The organism is Pseudomonas tremae, assembly GCF_001401155.1.
Taxonomy (GTDB): domain Bacteria; phylum Pseudomonadota; class Gammaproteobacteria; order Pseudomonadales; family Pseudomonadaceae; genus Aquipseudomonas; species Aquipseudomonas tremae.
In genome coordinates, this window is record NZ_LJRO01000090.1 from 267,811 (window position 1) to 288,158 (window position 20,348).

Genomic DNA, 20,348 nt, shown 5'->3' on the forward strand with positions numbered 1-20,348 from the left:
GCGTTATTCAGGGCCTTACGCGCTCTGAAAACGGCCTGGTCGCGATCATCTATCTATAGCCGCAAGACGGTTTACGAGTGCTGCTCGGGATACGGTTGTGGCAATGGACGAATCTTAAAGGCTAAGCGGGGCGGTTACTGGATTGTCGGTGTGCATCGCGCTATGGGCGCATGAGTAAAGGACTGACAGAGGATTCTGAAAATCGAGTCATTGGGTGGTGATCTCTGTCAGTGAGTGAGGAACATGCGTGCGCCGCAATGCCCCAATCTGACCTCGCAAGCCAACACTACTGCAAAAGCCACTGGCGCGTCGTGAAGGACGATCTACGCTGGAGATCGCGGCCACGCACATATGGATAGGCGGGCAGGCTGCGTAAACGGCCCTCTCCAAAGCAGTCATGATTGAAAACGAGTGTCGGATTGATGAAGAAAAGCTCTTTTACGTGGCTCGCCAGCTGGATGGCTCTGGTTTTGTTGGTCGGGCTAGGCGTCAGCTACATCGCCAGTCATGAGCAGGCCAGGTCGATTGATGCACATGTAGAGCAGGCGCTCAAAGAGGCCGGAGAGGGGATCGGCGATAACTTGCAGGCGCGCCTCAGGGTGTATGAATACCGCCTTCGCGGCCTGCGCGGTGCCATTCATATGCTGGATCTGGCGCATGTAAACAGTAGCCAGATAAGCCGCTACAGCAAGGGCCGCGATATCGAGAAAGAGTACCCCGGTGCGCGCGGTTTTGGTTTTATCCGTCGGGTACCAGCCAGCGAAGAAGCCGATTTCGTGAGGCGTGTCAGGGCTGATGGCATGCCGGACTTTAAAATCAGTCGACTGGGTACCCAACAGGGCGACCGGTTCATCGTTCAGTTCATCGACCCTCTGGCCCGCAATCTCCAGGCACCGGGGCTGGATATCGCGTCTGAGGAGCGGCGCCGCAATGCGGCGATTCAGGCCATGCTTACCGGGACTGCAACCCTGTCGGCACCTGTCACCCTGTTGCAGAACAACGATGATCACATGCGCTCGGTTCTGTTCATGTTGCCGGTTTACATCACTCCGGAAACCCCGCCCGATAGCACACAGCGCGAAACCTCTTTAATCGGCTGGACTTACGCGCCGCTGGCCATGCGTGAGGTGATGGGCAATCTGGACCCGGTGAACCACAGGCTGCACCTCAGGCTCTACGACGTCAGCGAGGGCAAGCAGCAGATCTACCAGACACCGGAAAACGGTCCCGAGCCGGAAATCCTGCAGACTTATGCTTTCGAGCGAGAAATCTATGGGCGTGTGTGGCGCATGGAAGTAGGTGCCCACCCACAATTTGTCGTGGCTCTCGATCCGGTCCCGGCGGGCAGGGTCTTCATCATCGGCGTGCTGGTCAGCCTTATGTTGACGGTGCTGGTCGGCACTCTGTTGGTGTCTCGCCAACGCAAGCAGCAGTTCATCGCCGGTCAGGCAAGGCTGGCGACGATTGTCGAAAATTCCAGCGATGCGATCATCGGTGAGGCGCTGGACGGGCGCATCATTACCTGGAACCGTGCTGCCGAGCAGATGTTCGGCTATGACGAGGGCGAAGTGCTAGGAAGCCCGCTGGCACCGCTGTTGGTTCCGCCGCCGCTGGTTCATGAAGACGAACAACTGCTGAAACGCGTGGCGCGTGGCGAGCTGGGTTCGACGCTGGAAACCCAGCGCCTGCACAAAAGCGGTCAACTGATTGATGTGACGATCACCTGCAGCTTCATTCGCGAAGCGGACGGCACAATACTCGGTGCCGCGAAAATGATGCACGACATCACTGACCGCAAACGCGTCGAGCGCTACCTCATTGAGTTCAACGCGCAACTCGAGCAACAAGTCAGTGAGCGTACTGCCGAGCTTTCCAGAGTCGCCGGATTGCTACAGGCGGTGCTGGATGCTTCCTCGGAGGTTTCGATCATCGTTATCGATCCGCAAGGGCAGATCGTTGTGTTCAATCGAGGGGCTGAACTGCTGCTGGGCTACGGCAACTCGGAAATGGTCAGGCGCAAGGACCCGAGCGTATTTCACCTTCCTGAAGAAGTGGCCGCGCGCTCCGCAGAGCTGAGCCGTGAGTACGGCACCTCAATCGTAGGCATTGACGTATTTTTCTACAAAGCGGACCGTGAAGGTTCGGAAACCCGACAATGGACCTACGTGCGCAGGGACGGCACGACGGTGCCCGTCTCGATGATCGTTACGCCTATCCGTACTGCCGATGGAGAGGTTATAGGGCACCTTGGCATTGCTCAGGACATCACCGAGCGACTGCACCGCAACGCCGAGCTGCACGCAGCCAAAGCCAGCGCCGAGGCCGCCAATGCGGCCAAGAGCCTGTTTCTGGCCAACATGAGCCATGAAATCCGCACCCCCATGAATGCCGTGATCGGCATTTCCCATCTGCTGCATAACACTGCCTTGAACGATCAGCAGCGCCAGTTGCTGACCAAGTTGCAGATTGCCGGCAGGTCACTGCTGGGGATCATCAACGATATTCTGGACATCGCAAAAATCGAGGCGGGAGAGATGCGGCTGGAAAATAATCCTTTCAGCCCGCGGCTGCTGTTCGACGAGTTGAGCGAGCTGTTTTCACCCCAGGCGCAGGAAAAAGGTCTGCGTTTTTCGGTCAGTGTAGTCACCCCGTTACCTGGCTTGCTTATAGGTGATGCATTGCGCGTCAATCAGATCCTCATGAATCTGGTCGGGAATGCGCTGAAGTTCACAACCGTGGGCGGCGTCGATGTGACGGTGAGTTGTGAAAGCGATACTGCCGATACCTGCTGGCTGCGTTTGTCTGTGCAGGATACGGGCTGCGGCATACCGGCCGATGTGCTTGGTCAGTTATTTTCTCCCTTTACTCAAGCGGACGCCTCTACAACGCGCAGGTTTGGTGGCACCGGGCTGGGTCTGTCGGTGGTACGCGGGCTCTCCGAGCAAATGGGAGGTCGGGTCGGGGTAGAGAGCGAGCTTGGTGCAGGCAGTGAGTTCTGGGTGTCATTGCCGTTCCGGATCAGCCAGAGTGACGTCGATCCGTCAGGCACCGGAAACAGTCTGGAGGTCATGCTGCTCAGCGACGACGCGCCGTCATCCGCGATGCTGCAGCGGCTATGTCGCAGCCTGGGCTGGCGGGTTACCAGCCTCGCCGACGAGCAGACACTGCACAACACCTTGCAGGAGCGTAAGCAGAGGAATGCTGCAGTGCCGGACGTGCTGCTGGTTGACTGGCAAAGGCCGCCTGTTGAGGAGGTGAAACGTCTGATTGACTCGACGCCACTCCCGATCATTCTGGTCACCCAGTCCGAGGCGTGGGCAGAGTTGGGTCCGCTGGTTGACACGGTATTGCTCAAGCCGCTGGACAGCTCGGCACTGTTCAATGCGGTAAATGCTTGCATCGCCAAGTACCAAGGCAGCACCGAACGAGTCATTCAGGCCACGCGCCTGGATACGTCCATGACACTTTGGCTCAGCGGCTTGAACCTGCTGCTGGTAGACGACAGCGACATCAATCTGGAGGTCGGCAGCCTGCTCCTGCAACAACAGGGCGCTTTGGTACAAACCTGCACCAACGGGTTTCTGGCCCTCGAACGGCTACGTCAGACGCCAGACTTCTTCGACGCTGTGCTAATGGATGTGCAGATGCCGGAAATGGATGGCTATGAAGCCACGCGGCGCTTGCGCAACGAGCTGGGCCTGACCCGTCTGCCTGTGCTGGCGTTGACCGCAGGTGCTCTGGCAGAAGAGCGGCGACAGGCCGAGCTGGCGGGTATGGATGACTTCCTCACCAAGCCTCTGGACCCCGCAGCCTTGATCCGGGCAATACGCCGTGCTGTCGAGCGTGTAAGAGGCGCTCCGCTAGCGGTCGGCGCAATAGTGCAGGACGCACCGGCACATTCCGAATGGCCGGTGATCGAGGGTATCGACACCCAGGAAGTCGCCGGTCGGCTCGGCAATGACCTGCCCTTGTTTCTGTCGTCCCTGAGGCGTTTTTTCAACGAATTCGTCGAGTTTGGCGAAAGCGAAAAGATTCTGATGCGTGCGCGGCAAAACTCCGCTCAGACAATTGCCGATCTGCATAAGCTGCGCGGCTCTGCGCACCTGCTAGGCGCGACCGAGACGGGGCGTCATGCCGGTCTGGCGGAAACCTTGCTGCGCGATGGCCATGACCCGGAACAGGCGCTGCGAGACCTGAGTGCAGCGTTCCGGGTGTTGCAGGAGCGTGCTTCGGTACTTCCGGACATCACGCCAATGCCGCACAGCGATGCGGATCTCGAGACCTCTCGAGAAGCGCTTTCAGCGCTACGTGAGTTGCTCGAAAACCGTGATATCGCCGCACTGGATCAGTTTTCGCTAGCTGCGCCTGCTCTTCGCGAACAGGCCGGACAGGCCTTGGTTGAGCAGCTTTGGCAGGCCATTGAAGGGCTGGAGTTCGAACAGGCGCTGCAACTGCTCGAACGGGCGGACTTATGAACGGAGCTTTTCCCACCATGGAACCTGTACCCAGTCTGCTTATTGTAGATGATGATATTTCCGCCATTCGGGTGTTGAGCAAAGTCCTGCAGGGCCTGGGGCAGATTCGTTTTGCCACGAGCGGCGTCCAGGCGCTGAAGATGGTCAGGGAAATGCGCCCGGACCTAATCCTTCTCGACGCCGAGATGCCTGGAATGAACGGATTTGAAGTCTGTGAAGCGCTAAAAGCCGATCAACTGCTCAAAGACGTCCCGGTCATCTTCGTCACCAGCCATACCGAAACCCGCATCGAGGAGGCCGGACTGGCGCTCGGTGCGGTGGATTTCATCGGCAAGCCGATTCAGCCATTGATCGTCACGGCCCGGGTAAAGACTCATCTGCGCCTGAAGATGGCGATGGATCAGCTCAACCTGCTGGCGCAGACCGACGGCCTGACCGGCCTTGCCAACCGGCGCTTTCTCGACCAGAGCATCGAGCGCGAGTGGCTGCGCGTGCGGCGTAACCAGGAGGCGTTTTCGCTACTGCTGCTCGATATCGATTTCTTCAAGCGTTACAACGATCGGTATGGTCACCTGCAGGGTGACGAGTGCCTGATATCCATTGCGCATGCATTGAGGTGCTGCGTGCACAGATCGACTGATCTGGTGGCTCGTTACGGCGGCGAAGAGTTTGCGGTGCTGTTGCCGGATACGGGCGCAGAGGGCGCCTGTCGGATGGCGGAGGACATTGTGCAGCACATTCATAGCCTGAAAATGCCCCATGAGACCGGTGACTTCGGTCGAGTCACGGTGTCAGTTGGGGTGGCAAGTCTGGAGGCCGGTATGCTGCCTGTTACGCGCCCCGGCACGGCTGTCACACCCGTGCCCGACTCGATTGCTGTGGCCTTGTTGGCTGAAGCAGACCGGGCCTTGTATCGGGCCAAGCACGAAGGTCGAAACTGCAGCCGGTTTGTGCCGATAGAGGTTGAACAGTGATTGTACGGCCTGTGTTTTTGTAAATGGCCTTGTGACCCTTGCAGCCTTCTATTTCGCCGCTACTGTTTTGAGTCAAGCCGCGCTCTTCTTGAGCTCTGCTTCAAGGTGGTCAATGAACAAGCGCACCCGGTGAGGCACACGCTGGCGGGTTGGCAGGACAGCCGTAACAGACAATTGTTCGGGGATGACATCCTCCAGGTCCACTCGCCGAAGGCTGCCTTCGTTAATTTCCTGTTGAACATCCCAATAGGTCAGCATGGCCAGCCCCATGCCTTGTCTGCATGCCGTGCGAACGGCTTCGACACTGTTGGCAGAGAACGACCCCAGAGCGCGAACGGTCACTGGTTCGCCGTGCCGGGTGAACGACCAGAAGGGCATTGCCTGCAAGGCGATGCACTGGTGGTGCCTGAGTTCGTCCAGAACCAACGGCATGCCGCGCCGCGCGAGGTAGTCAGGGCTTGCGCACACCACCCGAGGGTTGGGCGCCAGTGATCTGGCGACCAGTGCCGAGTCGCGTATTGTGGCAATCCGGATGGCGACATCGATTCCCAGCCCGGCAATGTCCACGATGCTGTCTGACAGGGTCAGATCGATGCTCAACGCCGGGTTTTCCAGCATCAATGCAGGCAGCATGGGCATGATGACTGTCTGGCCGAACACACTCGGCGCCGTTACCCGCAGAATGCCGCTGGCTGTGCCCGCATCGGCCTTGAGCGTGGCGCGAGCGGTCTCGTTTGCTTCAAGCATGGTTTTGGCGTGAGGCAGAAAGACTTCGCCCTCGGGCGTCAGCGACACTGAACGGGTAGTGCGATGAACCAGTCTCACTCCCAGGTCGTTTTCCAGCGCAGCCAGGCGTCTGGAAACTGCCATGGGAGATAGCCCGAGGCGCCGGGCCGCGTCGGACAGGCTCCTGCCGGAGGCAATGGCTGCGAACACCTCTACGTCAGAAATTTGCACAGATTCTATCCATTATCGTTAAACCGCTTTATCGGAACGCTTGGGTTCCAATGAGCTGCTCATGCACTTACCGTCGTGCAGGTTGTGTTTATGACTGCGGCAATTCGCAGGCGATCTGCACCGTGAGGGTTAGAAGTATGAGCGAGATAAGCAAGCACGTTACCGCCCCGTTCGATATGGGTCATCTGAAACTGAAGAACAGATATGCGCTCGCGCCCATGACACGCGTCAGCGCGACCGAAGAAGGCTGTGCCACACACGCAATGGCCCGGTATTACGAGCGTTTCGCCAGGGGCGGTTTCGGCCTGATCATCACTGAGGGCAACTACACCGATCGCAGTTTTTCCCAGGGATATCGGTTCCAGCCCGGGATCACCGACGACGAGCAGGCCCAGGCGTGGCGAGCTACTACCGAGGCACTTCATCGTCATGGCAGTGCCGTGATTGCGCAAATCATGCACGCGGGCGCGCTCAGTCAGGCCAATCGCTTTGTCAACGAAGCGATCGGCCCTTCGGCCATTCGCCCCAAAGGCGAACAAATGGCGTTCTATTACGGCGAGGGCAGCTACCGTGTTCCGCGTGCCATGAGTGACAAGGATATCGCCGACGTCATTGAAGGGTTTGTCCGTGCCACACAGCTGGCTATCGGCACTGCGGGTTTTGACGGTGTCGAGATTCATGGCGCGAACGGCTACCTGCTGGATCAGTTTCTGACCGACTACAGCAATCAGCGTACGGATCAATGGGGCGGCGACGTCGAGCAGCGCCTGCGCCTCACGCTTGAGGTCATCGCCGAGGTCAAAAAAGTCGCTGGGCAGGCCCCGGTCGGAGTACGTCTTTCACAAGGCAAGGTTAACGATTTTGAGCATAAATGGGCGGGCGGGGAGCGCGATGCGGAAATCATCTTCGGTGCCCTGGCCGATGCCGGTGTCGATTACATTCATGTAACAGAACATGAAGCGTGGCAGCCTGCTTTCCACCAGGGTGAAGCCAGCCTGGTCAAACTGGCCCGTCGCTACGCCCCCGGTGTTGTGCTGATCGCCAATGGCGGGCTGCACGAACCGGATAAAGCCCAGCAGGTACTCCAAGACGGCGCAGACATCATCGCCGTGGGCAAGGGCGCACTGGCCAACCCGGATCTGCCTCGGCTACTGCTTGAGGGAGGCGCAGTCCGCGACTTTGATCCATCCATTCTCGGGCCGATTGCCAACATCAAAGACCGCGAGCTGGCGTTCAACATGGCGAGTTGAGCGAGTACAGGCTGCCTTGCGTGAACAGCCGTTCCGGGCTGTTCACGCCTATGGCTCAATCCATGACGTCCGTCAAACCTTGATCTTCTCCAAGAAACCCGCCGCTCTGGTGATGCCACAACCGCGCATAAACACCATTTTTCCCGAGCAGTTCGCTGTGCGTGCCTTGTTCGATGATTCGCCCGTCGTCCATGACAATAAGCCGGTCCATGGCCGCAATCGTCGACAGCCGATGAGCGATGGCGATCACGGTTTTGCCCTGCATCATGTCATCAAGGCTTTCCTGAATAGCGACTTCGACTTCCGAGTCCAGCGCGCTGGTGGCTTCGTCGAGTAGCAGGATCGGGGCATTCTTGAGCATCACCCGAGCAATCGCGACGCGTTGACGCTGGCCGCCAGACAACTTGATGCCGCGCTCACCCACTAGTGTGTCGTAGCCGCTATGGCCTTGCTTGTCGCTCAGTTGACTGATAAACCCGTCGGCCTGTGCACTGACCGCGGCGCTGTGTATTTGCGCATCGGTTGCGTCGGGACGGCCATAAGCGATGTTATCGCGAATGGAGCGGTGCAGCAGCGAGGTGTCCTGAGTGACCATGCCGATGGCGCTGCGCAGGCTGTCCTGGGTAACGTGCGCAATGTTTTGCCCATCGATGCTGATCGAGCCTTTATCGACGTCGTAGAAGCGCAACAGCAGGTTGATAAGGGTGGATTTTCCGGCGCCGGAGCGGCCTACCAGTCCTATTTTCTCACCCGCACGAATGCTCAGGTTCAGACCATCGAGTACCTGGCGTTCGCCGTTGTAGTTGAAGCCCACATTGTCGAACGTCACCGCGCCACCCTTGGTCGTCAGAACGGCGGCGTCCGGTGCATCCTTTACTTTGGGGCCTCGGGTCAAGGTCTCCATGCCATCCTGCACGGTGCCGATGTTCTCGAACAACGAGGTCATTTGCCACATGATCCAGTGCGACATGCCGTTGATGCGCAGCGCCATGGCAGTGATCGCCGCTACGGCACCTGTGCCGATCTGACCCTGGTGCCACAGCCACAGTGCATAGCCGCCTGCACCCATGATCAAGGCCACTACCAACGCCTGGTTGACGATTTCGAACTGGCTGACGAGGCGCATCTGACGCAAGCCGGTCAGCTTGAAATCCTCCATCGCAGCGCGCGCGAAATGTGCCTCACGTTTGGAGTGAGAGAACAGCTTCACCGTGGTGATGTTGGTGTAGGCATCCGAGATACGCCCGGTCATCGATGATCGCGCATTGGCCTGCTCCTGGCCGACTTTGCCCAGGCGAGGCACAAAGTACAGCATGGCCATGCCGAACAACACGATCCAGGCAAGGAAAGGCAGCATCAGCTTCAGGTCGAAGGCGCCGGCCAGGGCAATGATCGCGATGAAGTACACCCCGATTCCGGGCGCGATCTCGATGAGGGTGAACAGCACGTCGCGCACCGACAGCGCCGTCTGCATCACCTTGGTGGTGACCCTGCCGGAGAACTCGTCGGAAAAGAACGACAGGCTTTGCCGCAGCATCAACCGATGGAAGTCCCAGCGCAGCCGCAGTGGCAGGTTGATCGCCAAGACCTGGTGCTGCACCATCGTGCGCAAGGCCACCAGCCCGATGCTGGTCAGCAACACCAGGCCGATGCCCCACAGCACATGGCTTTCCTGTAAGGCAGCATCGCCGCCAGCCTGCCAGGTCGAGAGCAGGTCCACGACCTGCCCGAGGAAAGAAAACAGCCAGGCTTCGTAAATCGACACGCCGGCACTGAGCAGTGCAAGCGCAAGGACATAACCCCTGGCGCCCCGCGTACAGGCCCAGAGAAACCGTACCAGGCCGTCAGGCGGAGGCGGGACTTCGTCAGGCGGGAAGGGGTCTAGCCATTTTTCAAACGCGCGAAGCATGGAGGTCTCCAAAAAAATATTCAGTGCAAGAATTCCGGCGTCTTGGACGCTCTCCGAGAATCTTCCGGACCGAGGCTCCGGTTCATTGATCATCGGCAACAGTATGCCGGCTGTCCCAAAGCCCCATTACTTGGGTCACTGCGGCATCCAGTGTGGCATGTGACACGCCATCGCGCGCCAGTGTAGACAATCCCGGGGGAAAACGGTCGAGCACGATGCAGACGTGGCGTGCTCGATGAGAAAGGAATAAATGCAGGGATGCAGAATCTATCAGGGTGACGGGGAGCGCCGATGGGTGGCTTTGAGTTCTATCAGGACCGTTTCAAAGCTATATGCCTGATGGTATTCATGCTCACTTGAGAGCCTAGGCATCGGCCCCCACCAACGCGTCTACCTCTTCACGGCCAGGAGCCGTCGCTGGACCCCGACGTGTGACTGCAATTGCCGCTGCCGCATTGGCGCGCAGGGCCGCCCGGTCGACACTACTGCCCCTGGCCAATTCGGCCAGCAGCACGCCTGCATGGGCGTCGCCGGCGCCGTTGGTGTCAAGCGCCGTGACGGCAAAGCCGGGTATGTGCCGTGTCTGTCCAGCATGGTGGACCCAGCAACCTGCGGGGCCGTCGCGAATCACGATTAGAGCATCTTCGCGCAGAATGGAGGCCAGGCTATGAAGGGCGTCGGCTGGCCTCTGGGTTTGCGTGAAGCGCAGGGCTTCTCCGCGGTTGCTGGACCATAGGCTGATCAATGGAAGTACAGCGTGCATCTCTACGCCATGAACAGCATCAAGCAATGGGCCTGGGTCGAAGGCCACAGCAGTGCCACCGGGTAAACCGCCCAGCCAGGCGAGCAAGGCTGTTACCTTGTTTTTGTGTGCCAGGCTATAGCCGCTGACAAATACGTAATCTTCGGCGCTGACCTGCACTCCCTGCAGATCAGCGGCGGACAAACCACCTTCAGCGCCCACATAGGAGATGAACGAGCGCTCTGCCGAGGCTTCCACCAAGGCGACCGCCAAGCCGGTATCCTCACCGGCAACCGGCTTTGTGGAAATCTCCACACCCTCGTCGCGCATGGCCTGGCGAGCCAGATCGCCGAAGCGGCCCTGGCCATGGCGGCCCAGGTAAACCGTGCGCAAGCCATTGCGACAGGCAGCGGCCATGACATTGAAGCCGCCTCCGGCCTCGAACGTGGCACTGCTGGCCAGTACATCTCCGCCCGATGACGGCAGGTGGTCGACGGCCATGACAAGGTCAACCACAACCTGGCCTGTATAGAACAATTTAGCGGGCATGGGCAGCCTCTTGGGTACTGACGCGGCGGTCACGCGCGCCGCCGAGTAGCGCGTACAGGCCACCGGCGACAATGAAGGTCACGATCCAGCCCAGGCCGTTATGACCCAGCCAGGAATCGGCGAGAAAGCCTTTGAACAGCACATGCTCCGGGGTGGTGGCCACGGTGGTGAAGCTGAAACCGAGCACGATGGCCAGTGCCCACGAGCCCAACGCGCGCCATTCGACACCGCCGCGATACCAGTAGGCGCTGCGTGGTGTCTGGTCCAGCAGGTCTTTAGGAGAGTAAACGTGGCGGTGCAGCAGGTCGACGACAAAGATGCCGACCCACGCGGTAATGGGCACCGCCAGCATCGAAATGAAAGTAATGAAGGGGCCGTAGAAGCTGTCGGCGATCAGCATGAAGTAGATCGAACCCGCAAAGATCGCGACGATATCGACGATTACTGCGTGTACACGCTTGACCTTCAGGCCGAGGGTCAAGGTGGTCAGGCCGGCCGAGTAGACCGACAGGTTATTGGACAACAGCAGGCCGCCGAACGCAGTGATCAAATAGGGCACGGCCATCCAGGTGGGCAACATTTCGCGAATGGCGATGATCGGGTCGGTGGCTGAAGCAAGGTGGTCGTTGCCCACCGACAGCAGACCGCCGAGAGTGATCAGCAAAATCAGCGGGATCCCTGCACCAAACGCCGCTGAGGCCACCAGTCGAGTGGCCTTCACGCTGGCGTGCTGATAGCGCGACATGTCGGCGCCCGCGTTGGCCCAGCCGATACCTGTACCGGCAGCCATGGTGCCGACACCGATAATCATGGCACTCAACGGAGCTGCAGGCGCGTCGAAAACCAGGTTCCAGTCGATGTGGGTGAGCAGAAAACCACCAACGATCAGGTTCAGAGCGCCAAACAGGTAAGTCGCCCACTTCTGGATGACCAGCAATGTGGCATGGCCCAGGCCCGAGACGGTCAAGGTCAGCAGCACGAACAAGGCGATGAACAGCAGGGTCAAGCCGGGCGCGTTCTTCGCCTCTACGGGGGTGCCGAAAAGGATCGCGAACAGTGACAGCAAGACGAACGCGGCGGTGGTGGTATTGACCGTTTCCCAGCCCAGACGCGACATCAACGAAACCAGGGTAGGGCCGATATTACCTCGCACCCCGAAGATGGCACGGGACAGCGTCAGGCTTGGCGCACGACCACGCCGTCCGGCAATCGAGATAACCCCGACCACTGCGAATGAGCCAGCGGCACCGAGGATGGCGACGATAATGGCCTGCCAGATGGCCAGCCCCTGGAACGCTACCAGGGTGGCCCCGAGCGGCAAGCCCAGAATGCTGATATTGGCGGCGAACCAGACCCAGAACAGCTGCAACGGGTGGCCATTGCATTCGTTTTCAGGGACCGGCTCAATCCCACGGGTTTCCAGCTGACCGGCACCTTGAGAGGGGGAAGATGTATTCATTTGCGTTGCTCCTATTGCCTTTATTGTGGTTGTGGCAGTACGTCAGCAGATGCAATCCAGTGCAAACAGGCCTTCCTGAGTAAGGGGCAGCCTGATCGCCGTTCGGAAGTCCGAGGGCGAGGGTGATCTGGTTCCAGTGGGCGAGCAGCGCTCGGCCCGTCAACCGGCGCGCAGGGCCAGCAGTTGATCGACCAAGGGGGCGAGCTCGAGCGCGTTGACCGCATCAATTTGCTCGATCAACGCCCTCGGCCATGCCTGCATGCCGGTGCAGGCGCCCAGCATGGCGCCCAGAATGGCAGCAATCGTATCGGTGTCACCGCCCAGGCTGGCCGCCATGCACACCGCATCGAACGGGCTGAGCTGGCTGCTGGCCACGCGGTGGGCGAGGGTGAACGCTGCGACCACCGATTCCTGTGAGGCGACCGAGGTGCCAATCACATCGTGAACCCGGTCGGCCAACTGTTCGTCGGTGCAGTCGGCGCACAGTGCTTTGGCCCAGTGAATGCGCGCGGCGATACGCCCACCCGCAACCCAATGGCCATGGTGTTCGGCACTCAGGGCCACCTCGGCGCCAATCTCCAGAGCCTCAGCCAGGGAGGAGCCATTGATCCCGGCGGACACCACAGCCGCGACCGCCGCTGCGCTGGAGATGCCCAGTGTGGTGTTATGGGTGACCTGACAGGCCTGCACCACCTGTTTGATAAAAGCCTCGCGATTGCCTACGTCGGCCGCGATGCCCACCGGGGTAATACGCATTGCTGCGCCATTGGTGGTGCCGAAGCGGCCAGCCTCTTCAGGGCTGTGACCATCAAGGATCATTTCAATCGCGCGCTTGGTCGAAGGCCCCAGCAGGTCTTGGGAGCCCTTGGCTTTCATGGCGGCTTCCCACTCGATCAGTCTGTGGGCCAAGGCTGAGGGGTCGATGCTACCTCCGCCGGCCACTAGCAGGTGTGCCACCAGAATGGCTTGTTCTGTGTCATCGGTGATGGCGCCCGCCGGCATGTCAGGTGCGATCGGCTGATCAGCATCGGCGCCGATGAGCGTACTGATACGGCCATAGCGTTGCAGGATCAACGCGCGCGGCAGCGATTGCGTCGGCATGCCCAAAGCGTCGCCCAAGGCCAGGCCATAAAAGGCACCCAGGCCTCGGTCTTGTAGAAATGCTGAGCTCATGTGGAGGATCCAAAGGCGAGATGAAGGCGGAAATGCACGGGGTCCAACAGGCTCTCTACGTGCTCCATAAAACGTGCACGGCGGTCAAATGTCGTGCGCACGGCTTTGAGAAACACTGTGCCGGGGTCGCGCGCCAGTAGCGCGGCGTCATCGCTGTTCAGGGGCTCTGCACCTATCCACTGGTCACCCTTCTCGCCAATGAAACCGTGGGCGGCCATGGTCACCGTCAGTGAGTCCTCCAGCAGGCCGTACTGCGGCAGGTCTTCCAGGCCATCGACTGCAGGGATCAATGCGCGCTCAAGGGAAACGATACTGCCATCGGCGGCGATACGGCGGCGGTCCAGAGCCACCAGGCTGGAGGTGCCCAGGCGTACTTCAAGGTCGGGCCGTTGCACCGCTACCAGACGCAGGATTTCCGTACGCACGCCGGCGCCAGTGTCAGCAAGAGCCTGGGCCCAGCCAGCGTGCTGATCCAGGCTAAAGCCGTCGTAGGTGACGATTGAGCCCACTCCGGTCTGGGTGGCAATGAAGTTACGCCGCTTGAGCTCGGACAACGCCTCGCGCAGCGTGCCGCGGCTGACGTTAAATTCCTGGGCCAGGAGGTTTTCTCCGGGGAGCAGGGCGCCTGAGCTCATCTGGCCGCTTTCGATACGGCGTATCAGCTCATTGATCACCTGGGTTTTCTTGTCGAATCGAACCTGTCTAGTCATGTACAATTTATAGTGGCAAGGTGGATATTAATGCAAGCTGTTTTTGCATGCCACATCGACACGCGACGTACCAGCAAGGCACTGATAATGGGCGAAAGTCGTATCCGCGAGCTTGAACGCCTTTGAAGGATGCGGGGGCCAGCGCACCATATCCGGAGCAGTGCCGATACTTGGATAGTGCTGTGTCGACAACCCCATTGGTGCAGCAGGAGGGCTCGTCGGTATCACGCTAGACGGGCGGGAGCAAACGAGTGTCTGCCAGCCTGATTGCTCCGGAGACTCGTCAGCAGTGCGTGTTACTTGCTATTTGAATCGCTTCAGGGGTCAGTTATGGCGCTCCCTGTATAGCTCGTGCGGCGGGCGTGTTTGAAACCGTTCGCTCAGATGAAGCGCTGTTCCATTTCCTCTACTTGAAGTATTTGTCGATGTAAGACTGGATCTTTTGGCGCATGAAGCGCCCGGAGGCATCAGCGCGCGCTTCCCAGCCGAAGACGCACGCGGTGACGATACCGTCGAAGCCGGTCCTGGCCAAGGCGCTGAAAAACACGTCCCACTTGGCGAACACACCTTTCTGATGCCAAGGTCAGACGTGACAACTCTGCCGTCCGGTTTGTGGGTGCTGCTTATCTGGCATTTTTTTGCTTGGAAAGCTTTTACCTCAACTGCATCGCAGTTGGAGGCCGATGTAGCCCTTGCATCCACGCCTCTGCTGCGTACTTTCCGGCAAGGTCTGGTGACCAATCTGCTAAATCGCAAATGAGCTCAATCTCTGCGCATATATTGTCCAACAATCAAAAAAACATCGAAAAATTTCGTCAGAGGTTTAACGAGTAAAACATGTACTTAGGTCCAGTATGGATCTGTTTCTTGCTTGAAAATCGAATTATTTTTCATTTCCCTCTTTCAATAAAATAAGTTGTAGCACAATATCGGGCTATCAGAAGCCTGCTGTGGATAGCCTTCCAAAGCCTGGAGTTCAGCGATGCGAGAGATGCGGGAGTGCAATTTCAGCGACAGCCTTGCGGTATTACAGGGCGATCTGGCAGCCACATTTACCCCGGTTTCGTTAGAGGAGACCGGTCGGATACTGCTGGATCAGTTTGAGATAAAAGCTGATCTGACCCGCTTCTCTACAGAAAAAGGCAATACCTTTCGCTGCGACAGTGCGGACGGCAAATCCGTTGTTTTAAAAATCGCTAATCCTCAGGACACACCAGTTGAGCTATCGCTGCAAGTCGCGGTCGATAGCGTGGGCTTCCTCGTTCTGTCGTCAATATGGCATTCGCTTTCCCCTGGCCATGATTCGTCAGACCGTGCTTTCAGTCAGTGCCCCGCGCGAGGAAATACCCAGTGCGCTTCACACAGCTGGCGCCTCCATGACGCGCCGCGCCGATGGCAGTTACACGCTGGCGATCAGCGGCAGAGGACATGCTGATGTGACGCCACAGTTGCTCAGTTTCGCCCCGCAGTTTCTGCCTGTGTTTCAGCGCAGATGGCGCAACCTCGCACCGGGTGGCCTGGAGGGCCTGCTCTCGGGTCACGAGCGCCAAAAACGCTGGCGCCTGGACCAGCCGACGCCAATGGAGAGGATGTGGATTCTCGATCCGAAAGCAGGTGCCAAGTCGGTGGCCCTGACCTACAAACGTGCAGTGGAGCTGGTTCCGGCGTTGAAAGATTCGACGGTCACTGCCGCTTGGGCCGGTTATGTAGACAGCACGCCTGATGGCGTTCCTGGCATTGGTGAAATGGACAACCTGCCTGGTTTGGTGCTGGCATCCGCGTTCAGTGGACATGGCTTCGGGATTGCTTCAGGCGCAGGTCATTTGATTGCCGACATCGTCAGCGGCAAAGCCCCGATCGTTGATCCGCAGCCCTACCACCCGAACCGCTTTCAATCGTCTGCCTGGGGCAAGGTTGCGGAGTTTTAAACGTACACACAGCTTGACTCACAGGAACCTTCGTTATGTTGAAGCACTCCGATCTGACCGCCCCATCCCAGCCCCGGCATGCTGCGTCAGCTGGCTCTGCGGCCCCACAGTTGATGCCATTGCGTGCTGACCATTTACCGCAGGCCGTCGGCCTCTCATCTGCATTGGCGTGGCCATACCGGGAGGCTGACTGGCGCTTCGCCTTCGATCTTGGCGCCGGTCTCGCGGTGGAAGTAGAGGGCCAATTGGTCGGCACTGCCCTATGGTGGCTGCAGGGCGATAGTCACGCTTCGGTGGGCATGATCATTGTCTCGGCAGCTGTGCAGGGCAAGGGTATCGGACGCGCCCTTATGGACAGTGTGTTGCAGCACACGGGCGAGCGAACGCTGATTCTCAACTCGACTCAAGAAGGTTTGGCGCTGTACACCCGACTCGGGTTCGTTGCCCACGGGCAGCTCCATCAGCATCAGGCGGTGCTGGAGCAGGCGTCGCATTTTGTCCCCGATGACTTGCACCTTCGAAGCATGCAGCCCTGCGACGAGCAGGCCGTGCGACAGCTGGACAGGGTGGCCACAGGCAGGGACCGCAGCGCATTGTTAAGCCACCTGTTCGACATCGGCAGCATCCTGGTCGTCGATCGAGGTGCCGGTGTGTTGGCTTACGGTTGTGTCCGCGAATGGGGCCGTGGCGTGGTCATCGGCCCGGTAATTGCCAGTGGGCCAGAAGCGGTGCCGGATGCCAAAGCGCTTATCGGCGCACTGGCGCATGCCCATCGAAGCCGTTTCGTTCGCATCGACGTGACCCACAGCAGTGGCTTGTCAAACTGGTTGACCGAGCTAGGTCTGCCTTGCGTTGGCTATGCAACCCCCATGGTGCGCACCACGCACTCCCACCCGAACTCTGCTGAAACTGATGCGCGTTTATTTGCCCTGTCCAACCAGTCGATCGGCTGATGCAGGCAACTACTCACAGATTCTGCATTGCGCGAACGGCTCACTCACCCTCATGTAATGGATGTTGCGTATGAAAATGATGCCCTACTGGCTGGATACCGCTCCCAGGTTCGCAGCGGGTGAACGTGACGCGCCCAGCGGTGAGGTCGATGTGGCGATCGTCGGCGCCGGGTTTACCGGTTTGTCCGCCGCCATTGCACTGGCCAAAAAGGGTGCAAGGGTTGCCGTGTTCGAGGCTGGTTTGGTTGGCAACGCAGCCTCCGGACGCAATGGTGGAATGTGTAACAACGGTTTTGCCCAAGACTACTACGCGTTGTCTACCGCTATCGGGCGCGAGCGTGCGAACCTTTTGTTTCGCGCGTTTGACGCCGGCGTCAATAAGGTCGAATCGCTGATCGCGGAGGAGGGCATCGACTGCAATTTTAAACGCGTCGGCAAGCTCAAACTGGCGGCCAAGCCTGAGCATTTTGACAAGCTGGCCCGGTCCCAGGCACTCATGGAAAAAGAATGCGACCCCGATACGTTCATGTTGACTCGGGAACAGCTGAGCAGCGAAGTCGGATCAGACCGTTATTTCGGTGGTCTGGTCTTTGCTAAAAGTGCCGGCATGCACGTAGGTCGCTATGGTCAGGGGCTTGCGGAGGCTGCGGCCCGGCGTGGCGTGCGCATCTATGAAGATGCACCGGTGCTTGGCCTGGCGCGTCACACAGGCACTGAGCATCAGGTGAAGACGCCGCGCGGCGAGGTGCGTGCCAAACAGGTGCTACTGGCGACCGGCACGTCCGCAGTCGGACCGCTGGGGTGGTTTCGCCGACGCATTGTGCCCGTGGGCGCTTTTATCATCGTTACCGAGCCATTGTCTGTTGAAGTGCTTGACCGTCTGGTGCCGAATCGGCGCATGTACACCGATACGAAAAACTTCGTTAACTACTTTCGGATCACCCCGGACAATCGCTTGTTGTTCGGTGGGCGTGCGCGGTTTGCCAAGTCGAACCCGGCATCCGACATGAAAAGTGGCGTGATCCTGCAGAAGGCACTGATCGATATCTTCCCTGAGCTGAGCGGTACACGCATCGATTACTGCTGGGGAGGCATGGTGGATATGACCCGCGACCGCCTGCCTCGTGCCGGTGAGCACGATGGGCTGTTCTATTCCATGGGTTACAGCGGTCATGGGACGCACATGGCGACCTACATGGGCGCGATCATGGCCGAGGTGCTCGATGGCCGCGCCGACCTCAATCCGTGGAAGGATTTCACCTGGCCTGCCATCCCGGGGCACTTTGGCAACCCATGGTTTCTGCCGTTAGTGGGCGCCTATTACCGGTTTCAGGACTTGGTGCGTTAAGCCGCGACCTGAAGTATCCCCCTGTTTGTTGATGTTGGCATCACCGTCGTGCGCGTTTGAAGGACGTTCCGCTTGGCCGGGACATTCCGCTTTCCTCACTTATGGCAGGTACAACTGAAATGACTGATACCAAGATCGACTCCCAACTGATCAGCGGCCAGGAAAGCCTGCGCGTCTTCGAAAGCCTTAACCGTGATATTTCTCGGCGCAGCGCGTTGCAAATGCTAGGAGTCGCCGGTGTCGCGGCCGCCGGAACCGGCAGTCTATTCGGCGCTGCCGGGAAGCTGTTCGCGGACGAGGCCGCAACCCCCTTTAAAGGCAAGCCGGGCGGGCGGATTCGCGTCGCGGGCATGAACAGTTCAACTGCCGACACCCTCGATCCCGCCAAGGGTTCCGGTTCTACTGATTACACTCGGCATTTCATGTTTTATAACGGCCTGACGCGTTTCGACAGTCGTATGGTCCCGCAATTGGAGTTGGCCGAGCGCTGTGAAACCACCGACGCCACACTTTGGGTGATCACCCTTCGAAAAGAGGTGACCTTTCACAATGGCAAGTCCCTGACGGCGGCCGACGTAGTGTTTTCTTTGTTACGGCACAAGGATCCCATCGCAGGCTCCAAAGTCCTGTCGCTGGCAGAGCAGTTCAGCGAGGTCAAGGCGATCAGCGAAAGTGAAGTGCAGATACGTCTCAGCGGCCCGAACGCCGAGCTGATGTCGATTCTCGCAGTGTCGCATTTTCTGATTGTTCCCGAGGGCACCACCGACTTCAGCATGGGCATTGGCACGGGGCCGTTCAAGGTCAAGGAGTTCAAGCCCGGCGTGCGCTCGATTGCCGTACGCAATATCCAATACTGGAAACCGGGTTTGCCTTACCTCGATGAGATCGAATTCATTGGTATTGCCGACGAACCTTCAAGGATCAACGCGCTGCTGTCAGGCGATGTGCATATCACCAATGAAGTCGATCCGCGCTCCACAGTACGCATCAAGGCCAGCAACACTCACAGGGTGATTTCGTCGCCGTCTGGAAACTACACCGACCTGATCATTCGCCAGGATCAAATGCCTGGTAAAAGCCCGGAATTCACTTTGGCGATGAAATACCTGCTGGATCGTGAGCAGATTGTATCTGCCGTCTTCAGGGGTTTCGCCGTGGTCGGTAACGATCACCCAATTTCGCCTGGTTCGCGTTACTTCAATGTTGATTTGCCACAACGAGTTTACGACCCGGAAAAAGCCAAGTTCCTTCTGAAAAAGGCCGGTATTGAGAGCATCAGCATGCCGGTGTACGCTGCGCCAGCTGCGACCGGCTCGGTGGATATGGCGGTTCTCTTGCAACAATCGGCGAAACAGGCCGGGCTCAAGCTAGATGTCAACCGCATGCCCAGTGACGGCTATTGGTCCAATCACTGGGCGAAGCATCCGCTGAGTTTCGGCAACATCAACCCACGGCCGAACGCCGACGTAATGTTCTCGCAGTTCTTCAAGTCGAACGCGCCGTGGAACGAGTCCGCCTGGAAGAACGAGAAGTTCGACCAGTTGCTGGTGTTGGCCCGTGCTGAAACCGATGAGGCCAAGCGCAGTACAATGTACGCGGACATGCAGGCACTGGTGCACGAACATTGCGGCATCGGTGTTCCGGTCTTCATCAGCAATATTGACGGTATCGATCAGCGCATCAAAGGCTACGGCAGCAACCCGCTGGGTGGTTTCATGGGCTACATGTTTGCAGAGCAAGTCTGGCTGGATGCTTAATCGGAGGCGGTACTTCGAGAAAACAGCACCAGCAAATGCATCGCGGTGGCAACGCTGCGGTTGTTGAAGTCATCCAGACGCAGGAGAAACCTGCCTGGGTCAGCTGGAGTTTTGATCGCCGCGCTGGATGACGGGTGGCAGCAGTTGTGCGCGGCTCATCCACT

13 protein-coding genes and 2 pseudogenes are annotated in these 20,348 nt (G+C 58.9%); 7 read left to right on the forward strand and 8 right to left on the reverse strand.

Annotated elements, in window-relative coordinates:
* The first annotated feature begins 422 nt into the window (after positions 1-422).
* Positions 423-4,475 carry a CHASE domain-containing protein gene (locus tag ALO43_RS07770; RefSeq protein WP_024669333.1) on the forward strand — a complete coding sequence of 1,351 codons (4,053 nt, stop codon included), beginning with the start codon at positions 423-425 and terminating at the stop codon, positions 4,473-4,475.
* A 17-nt stretch (positions 4,476-4,492) separates the two neighbouring features.
* Positions 4,493-5,449, forward strand: coding sequence for a diguanylate cyclase (locus tag ALO43_RS07775; protein ID WP_024691139.1), 957 nt, complete (start codon positions 4,493-4,495; stop codon positions 5,447-5,449).
* Between the two features lie 72 nt (positions 5,450-5,521).
* On the opposite strand, the gene ALO43_RS07780 is transcribed toward ALO43_RS07775, so the two are convergent.
* Complete coding sequence (locus tag ALO43_RS07780; RefSeq protein WP_024669331.1) at positions 5,522-6,406, reverse strand: LysR family transcriptional regulator; 885 nt, start codon at positions 6,404-6,406, stop codon at positions 5,522-5,524.
* 137 nt (positions 6,407-6,543) lie between these two features.
* Between ALO43_RS07780 and ALO43_RS07785 the strand changes: the two genes are divergently transcribed.
* On the forward strand, positions 6,544-7,656 hold the full coding sequence (locus ALO43_RS07785) for an NADH:flavin oxidoreductase (protein WP_024691137.1): 1,113 nt from the start codon (positions 6,544-6,546) through the stop codon (positions 7,654-7,656).
* Between the two features lie 55 nt (positions 7,657-7,711).
* Here ALO43_RS07785 and ALO43_RS07790 read toward each other — a convergent pair whose 3' ends face one another.
* The 7 genes and pseudogenes from ALO43_RS07790 to ALO43_RS29980 form a co-directional block, all read right to left on the reverse strand.
* The gene (locus ALO43_RS07790) at positions 7,712-9,565 is read right to left on the reverse strand and encodes an ABC transporter ATP-binding protein (RefSeq protein ID WP_024691136.1); all 1,854 of its coding nucleotides are present in this window, start codon (positions 9,563-9,565) and stop codon (positions 7,712-7,714) included.
* An 82-nt stretch (positions 9,566-9,647) separates the two neighbouring features.
* Positions 9,648-9,779: pseudogene (locus ALO43_RS28430) on the reverse strand (TetR/AcrR family transcriptional regulator); the annotation flags it as partial.
* A gap of 150 nt (positions 9,780-9,929) precedes the next feature.
* The gene (locus tag ALO43_RS07795; protein WP_024669328.1) at positions 9,930-10,856 is read right to left on the reverse strand and encodes a PfkB family carbohydrate kinase; all 927 of its coding nucleotides are present in this window, start codon (positions 10,854-10,856) and stop codon (positions 9,930-9,932) included.
* Complete coding sequence (locus ALO43_RS07800) at positions 10,846-12,315, reverse strand: purine-cytosine permease family protein (RefSeq protein ID WP_024691135.1); 1,470 nt, start codon at positions 12,313-12,315, stop codon at positions 10,846-10,848. The genes ALO43_RS07795 and ALO43_RS07800 overlap by 11 nt, the downstream gene beginning before the upstream one ends.
* Positions 12,316-12,474: 159 nt before the next feature.
* The gene (locus tag ALO43_RS07805) at positions 12,475-13,488 is read right to left on the reverse strand and encodes an ADP-ribosylglycohydrolase family protein (RefSeq protein ID WP_024691134.1); all 1,014 of its coding nucleotides are present in this window, start codon (positions 13,486-13,488) and stop codon (positions 12,475-12,477) included.
* Positions 13,485-14,198: a GntR family transcriptional regulator gene (locus tag ALO43_RS07810; protein WP_054997335.1), complete on the reverse strand. Its 714-nt coding sequence runs from the start codon at positions 14,196-14,198 to the stop codon at positions 13,485-13,487. Before ALO43_RS07810 ends, ALO43_RS07805 begins: the two co-directional genes overlap by 4 nt.
* A 406-nt stretch (positions 14,199-14,604) precedes the next feature.
* On the reverse strand, positions 14,605-14,763 hold the full coding sequence (locus ALO43_RS29980) for a hypothetical protein (RefSeq protein WP_235661497.1): 159 nt from the start codon (positions 14,761-14,763) through the stop codon (positions 14,605-14,607).
* A 682-nt stretch (positions 14,764-15,445) separates the two neighbouring features.
* Here ALO43_RS29980 and ALO43_RS07815 point away from each other — a divergent pair.
* The 4 genes and pseudogenes from ALO43_RS07815 to ALO43_RS07830 form a co-directional block, all read left to right on the forward strand.
* A pseudogene (locus ALO43_RS07815) lies at positions 15,446-16,126 on the forward strand (NAD(P)/FAD-dependent oxidoreductase); the annotation flags it as partial.
* Between the two features lie 35 nt (positions 16,127-16,161).
* Positions 16,162-17,079 (forward strand): GNAT family N-acetyltransferase, encoded by a 918-nt coding sequence (locus tag ALO43_RS07820; RefSeq protein ID WP_083492132.1) that lies wholly within the window; start codon positions 16,162-16,164, stop codon positions 17,077-17,079.
* A gap of 70 nt (positions 17,080-17,149) precedes the next feature.
* Positions 17,150-18,427 carry an NAD(P)/FAD-dependent oxidoreductase gene (locus ALO43_RS07825; RefSeq protein ID WP_054997336.1) on the forward strand — a complete coding sequence of 426 codons (1,278 nt, stop codon included), beginning with the start codon at positions 17,150-17,152 and terminating at the stop codon, positions 18,425-18,427.
* A 119-nt stretch (positions 18,428-18,546) separates the two neighbouring features.
* The gene (locus tag ALO43_RS07830; protein WP_054997337.1) at positions 18,547-20,184 is read left to right on the forward strand and encodes an ABC transporter substrate-binding protein; all 1,638 of its coding nucleotides are present in this window, start codon (positions 18,547-18,549) and stop codon (positions 20,182-20,184) included.
* Positions 20,185-20,348 lie beyond the last annotated feature (164 nt).